The sequence below is a fragment of the Ferroglobus sp. genome (assembly GCF_015521575.1).
Lineage (GTDB): Archaea > Halobacteriota > Archaeoglobi > Archaeoglobales > Archaeoglobaceae > Ferroglobus.
Genome location: NZ_WANY01000268.1, coordinates 1 through 4,343 on the forward strand (window position 1 = coordinate 1; position 4,343 = coordinate 4,343).

The 4,343-nt window shown below is 43.8% G+C and carries 5 protein-coding genes and 1 pseudogene; 2 read left to right on the plus strand and 4 right to left on the minus strand.

Features of this window, described 5'->3' with window-relative positions; genetic code table 11:
* From F7C14_RS10740 to hypA, 4 genes and pseudogenes are all read right to left on the minus strand, one after another.
* A pseudogene (locus F7C14_RS10740) lies at window positions 1–266 on the minus strand (hydrogenase formation protein HypD); the annotation flags it as partial.
* A complete protein-coding gene (locus tag F7C14_RS10745) occupies window positions 242–457 on the minus strand; it encodes a HypC/HybG/HupF family hydrogenase formation chaperone (RefSeq protein WP_290902782.1) in 216 nt (71 codons plus the stop codon). The pseudogene F7C14_RS10740 and the gene F7C14_RS10745, both read right to left, overlap by 25 nt.
* On the minus strand, window positions 435–1,094 hold the full coding sequence (gene hypB, locus F7C14_RS10750) for a hydrogenase nickel incorporation protein HypB (RefSeq protein ID WP_290902784.1): 660 nt from the start codon (window positions 1,092–1,094) through the stop codon (window positions 435–437). The genes F7C14_RS10745 and hypB overlap by 23 nt, the downstream gene beginning before the upstream one ends.
* On the minus strand, window positions 1,081–1,428 hold the full coding sequence (gene hypA, locus F7C14_RS10755) for a hydrogenase maturation nickel metallochaperone HypA (RefSeq protein ID WP_290902786.1): 348 nt from the start codon (window positions 1,426–1,428) through the stop codon (window positions 1,081–1,083). The genes hypB and hypA overlap by 14 nt, the downstream gene beginning before the upstream one ends.
* Before the next feature lie 47 nt (window positions 1,429–1,475).
* Here hypA and hypF point away from each other — a divergent pair, with 47 nt between their 5' ends.
* Window positions 1,476–3,713 carry a carbamoyltransferase HypF gene (hypF, locus tag F7C14_RS10760; RefSeq protein WP_290902788.1) on the plus strand — a complete coding sequence of 746 codons (2,238 nt, stop codon included), beginning with the start codon at window positions 1,476–1,478 and terminating at the stop codon, window positions 3,711–3,713.
* Window positions 3,710–4,343: AIR synthase related protein (locus F7C14_RS10765; protein ID WP_290902790.1), on the plus strand; the 634-nt coding region annotated here is incomplete at its 3' end. The genes hypF and F7C14_RS10765, both read left to right, overlap by 4 nt.

The following is a 4,343-nucleotide window of genomic DNA, read 5'->3' on the forward strand; positions in this document are numbered from 1 at the left end:
ACCCTCGCCATATCACCAAAAGTCGTTAAAATTACATCCTCCTTCTCCAAGAGGTGGAAAACTTTTTGCAAGTCCTCATCCGGAATTATGCAAACCGGACAACCCGGACCGGCTAAAAGCTTAACGTTTTCCGGTATCAAACTCCTTATGTTGTACCTCGATATTGTGTCCTCATGAGTTCCGCAGAGGTGCATTATCTTAACTTCTTCAAATTCTTTACTCTCCTCCCTAATTTTTTCGACTATTCTCTCAACAACTCCTCCCATAGCCTCTCAATCTCCCTGACTTCCTCTTCGCTAACTTTCTGAATAGCAAACCCTACGTGAACGAGAACGTAGTCTCCCGGCTTTACATCCTCAAGGAGGTCGACCCTCACCTTTCTTTTCGCCCCTCCCAAGCTGACGGTAGCGAAGGGATAATCGATTTCGAGAACTTTAGCCGGAATTGCGAGACACATATTCTCCCCTCAGGTACTCTATCCACTCTTCCAAGCCGATTCCCTCTTTTAAATCCATTAAGATGAGTTTAACTCTCGAATTAAGTCTTTCAACATCCCTCTTCATCTTCTCAACATTAGCTCCGACAAATTCCGCAAGCTTCAACTTGTTTATTATAACGACATCCGCTATCGTAAAAATTTTCGGATGCTTTTCAACGACATCATCTCCTTCGGTAACGCTTACCATCACAACCCTCAGATCTTCTCCGAGATCGAAATCGACCGGACATATGAGATTGCCCACGTTCTCTATCAACAAAATATCGACGTCCTCAAATTTCCGAATCTTGTGATGAACGAGATGCGCGTCAAGGTGGCACTCTTTTCCAGTGTTTATAGCCTCAGCTTTAATTCCAAGCTTGCTCACCCTCTCGTAATCGGCTTTACAGACAACGTCACCAAGAATTGCCCCGACTTTAAGGTCGTTTAACCTCTCGATAGTTTTCTCTATAAGCAAAGTTTTTCCCGAGCCTATGGCTCCCATTATATTTACGGCCAGAATTCCGTTCTCTCTGAAAAATTTTCTGTTCTCCTCAGCCAGCCTCTTATTCTCGGCTAAGAGATCAACCTCAGCTTCAACTTCAATTCTGTGCATCTTCCACCTCCATGACAATTCTTTTGAGTACGAATTCGTCTCCCCTCTCTACTTTTAAAAACCCTCCGCATTCGCACACCGAAGATAGTTCTCTGTATTCTTTCCCGCAGTTCTCGCATACTAAAAGAGCTTCGGTATTTTCAATTTCAAGCTCGCTACCTTCGAGAATCGTATTTTTCGTTACCACCTCATAGCAAAACCTCAGCTGTTCGGGATTTATCAAGAGGAGAGAACCAACTTCCACGACCACTTTGTTCACCTTCTTAGCACCCTTACTTTCCGCTATTCTCAAAGCGTTCTCAACCAGAGCTTGAGCGTAGCTGAATTCGTGCACAGCTACAGTAACTACCTTTAAATATAACCTTATCCCTTTAGCAAACTGTGTTCAGGATAGTCGTTTCGGGCGTCGTGCAGGGAGTAGGATTTCGTCCGTTCGTTTACCGGCTTGCGAAGGAAATGAAGTTGAGAGGATATGTGAAAAACTGCGGAGATGGAACTGTTGAGATAGTTATCGATCGAGAGGTAGAAAAATTCGTTGAAAGGCTTAAAAAAGAGATTCCGGATAGAGCTAAAATCGAAAGCGTGAAAGTTGAAAAGTTCGAAGGCTTCTTTGACGACTTTAAAATCGTTGAAAGCGGAGGAAAAACCGGAATTTTAAGCTTACCTCCACCGGACATAGCCGTATGCGAAGATTGCTTAAGGGAGGTTTTCGACGAAAAAGATAGAAGATATCTCTACCCTTTCACGACCTGCACCTCTTGCGGTCAAAGATTTGCGATCTCCGAAAGACTCCCTTTTGATAGAGAAAATACTACTCTTGCTGAGTTTCCCCTTTGTGAAGACTGCAAAAAAGAGTACGAAAATCCGGAGGATAGGAGGTTTTACGCTCAATCCATAGCTTGCCCATCATGCGGTCCGAACTACAAGCTTTTACCAAAGGGGATTTTTGGGGTTGAAGCGATAAAAGAAGCTGCCAAAATGATAGACTCCGGCTATTTTGTGGCGATAAAGGGTATTGGAGGAATACATCTTTCCTGCCTCACGGAAGATGAAATCGTTTGGAAGCTTAGGAAAATTCTCCATCGACCGCAACAACCGTTTGCCGTGATGGTGAGAGATGTCGAAGCTGCAAAAAATCTTGCCGATATAAACGAAGAGGAAATTGAAGAACTTAAAAGCTTCAGGAGACCGATTTTAGTGTGTAAAAAGAGGGTTGAACTCGAAGCTGTAGCTCCAAACCTCGACACGGTAGGGATAATGCTACCCTACACGCCTTTACATTACATTCTGTTCAAATTTTTAAGAGCTGAAGCTGTGGTTATGACCTCCGCAAACTTCCCCGGAGAGCCGATGGCGACGAATCTTGAAGAACTTAAAGTTCCGTATGACGCTTTTTTGAATCACAACATGAGGATAGCGAACAGAGTTGATGACAGCGTTGTGAAGTTTATCAACGGAAGAAGGATGATTATTAGAAGGTCGCGCGGATTTGTCCCTGAGCCTATTGAGGTGGATATCAAATCTGAAGCCGTTGCTGTGGGGGCTGAACTTTACAACTCTCTCTGCTTTTTGAAGGAAGGAAAAGCTGTAATGAGTCAGTATATCGGCAACACCGCAAACTTCAAAACTTTCAACGACTTTTTCAAAAAAGCCTTGAATCACTTCACGAACTACCTCGACCTAAAGCCAGAGTTTATAGTGGCTGACATGCACCCCCTCTACAACACTTCCCTCTTCGCCGAAAAGTTTGGAGAAGAGGTTGGAGCGGAGGTTTTAAAAGTTCAGCATCACTTCGCTCACGCTTTAAGCGTGATGGCAGAGAAAAAACTCGACGAAGCCGTGGCTATAGCTGTTGACGGAGTAGGTTACGGGATGGACGGAAAGATATGGGGTGGAGAGGTGTTGTACATCAATCTCAGCTCAGGAGAGTTCGAAAGGGTTGGTAGGCTTGAAACGATTAACCTCCTTGGAGGGGATTTGGCTGTTGAAAGACCTCTCAGAGTACTCTTCTCGATAATTTACTCTCAAACCGGTAGCTGGGAAGATCTAAGACACTACGAAAAGTATTTGAAGAGAGGGGAGAGCTTTGAGATTTTCGAAGAGCAGTTAAAGAAGGGAATTGGAGTTGTTGAAGCATCTTCAACTGGAAGAATTCTCGATGCAGCTTCTGCCATGCTTGAAATCTGCTTTGAAAGAACCTACGAAGGAGAACCAGCTATGAAGCTTGAAGCCGTGGCTAAGGAGAGCGAGAGGTATTACGACCCAATAATAGAAACCTCTTGGGAAACCTCGAAATTTTCCTCGCCCTTTGATGGAAAAGGAAGGAGAGGAGAAGTTAAGGTTCTGAAAATAGGAGAAGTTTTTGAAGATGCTTTGAAAAGGTACCTGAATGGAGAAAGGAGGGAAAAAATAGCGTATCAAATTATAAGTTACCTCGCAAGGGGTTTGAGCGAAATAGCCTCGGAATTTAAAGCTCCTCTGGTAATTTCTGGTGGTGTGGCTTACAATTCAATCTTTCAAAAGGAAATCGGGAGAGAATTTTACACGAATGAGCTTGTCGCATGCGGGGATAACGGAATCTCTCTCGGGCAAATATACGCTTTGAAGGTGATAGAATGATCGTCAGAAGAGAAGATGGAGCCGGCGGAAAATACATGTCGGAGTTTCTAAAGAAGTACGTCTTTTCGAAAATATCTTCGAAAGCCGGGGAAATTTCTCTCGAAGACATGGAGGATTCCGCAGATTTTTCCGAAAATTTCGTTTTCACAACCGATAGCTACACAGTCAAGCCTCCGATATTTAGGGGAGGGAGCATAGGCTCGCTTTCGATTTGCGGCACAGCTAACGATCTCGCTGTTGTTGGAGCTAAGCCAAGCTGCATGAGCTTGAGTTTGATAATTCAGGAGGGTTTTGAGATCGAAAAACTCGAAAAGATAATGGAGGATATTTCAAGAGCAAGAAACGAGGTTGGCGTGGAAATAATAACTGGCGACACGAAGGTCGTTGAAGCGGACATAGGGATTTTCGTTAACACGAGTGGAATTGGAGAGAGAAGTAAGGAGCTGGAAGAAAACCTCGAAGTTGTGAGAAGTTATAGAGAATACCCCTTCAGATGGATTAGAGACAGAGGGGCTAAAAAGGAGGAAGCAGTAATTATTAGTGGAAGCATAGCTGAGCATGGATTGACGATTCTTCTTGAAAGGGAAAGCTTGAACTTCGAAATTGATATTTCTTCGGACGTTTATCCGG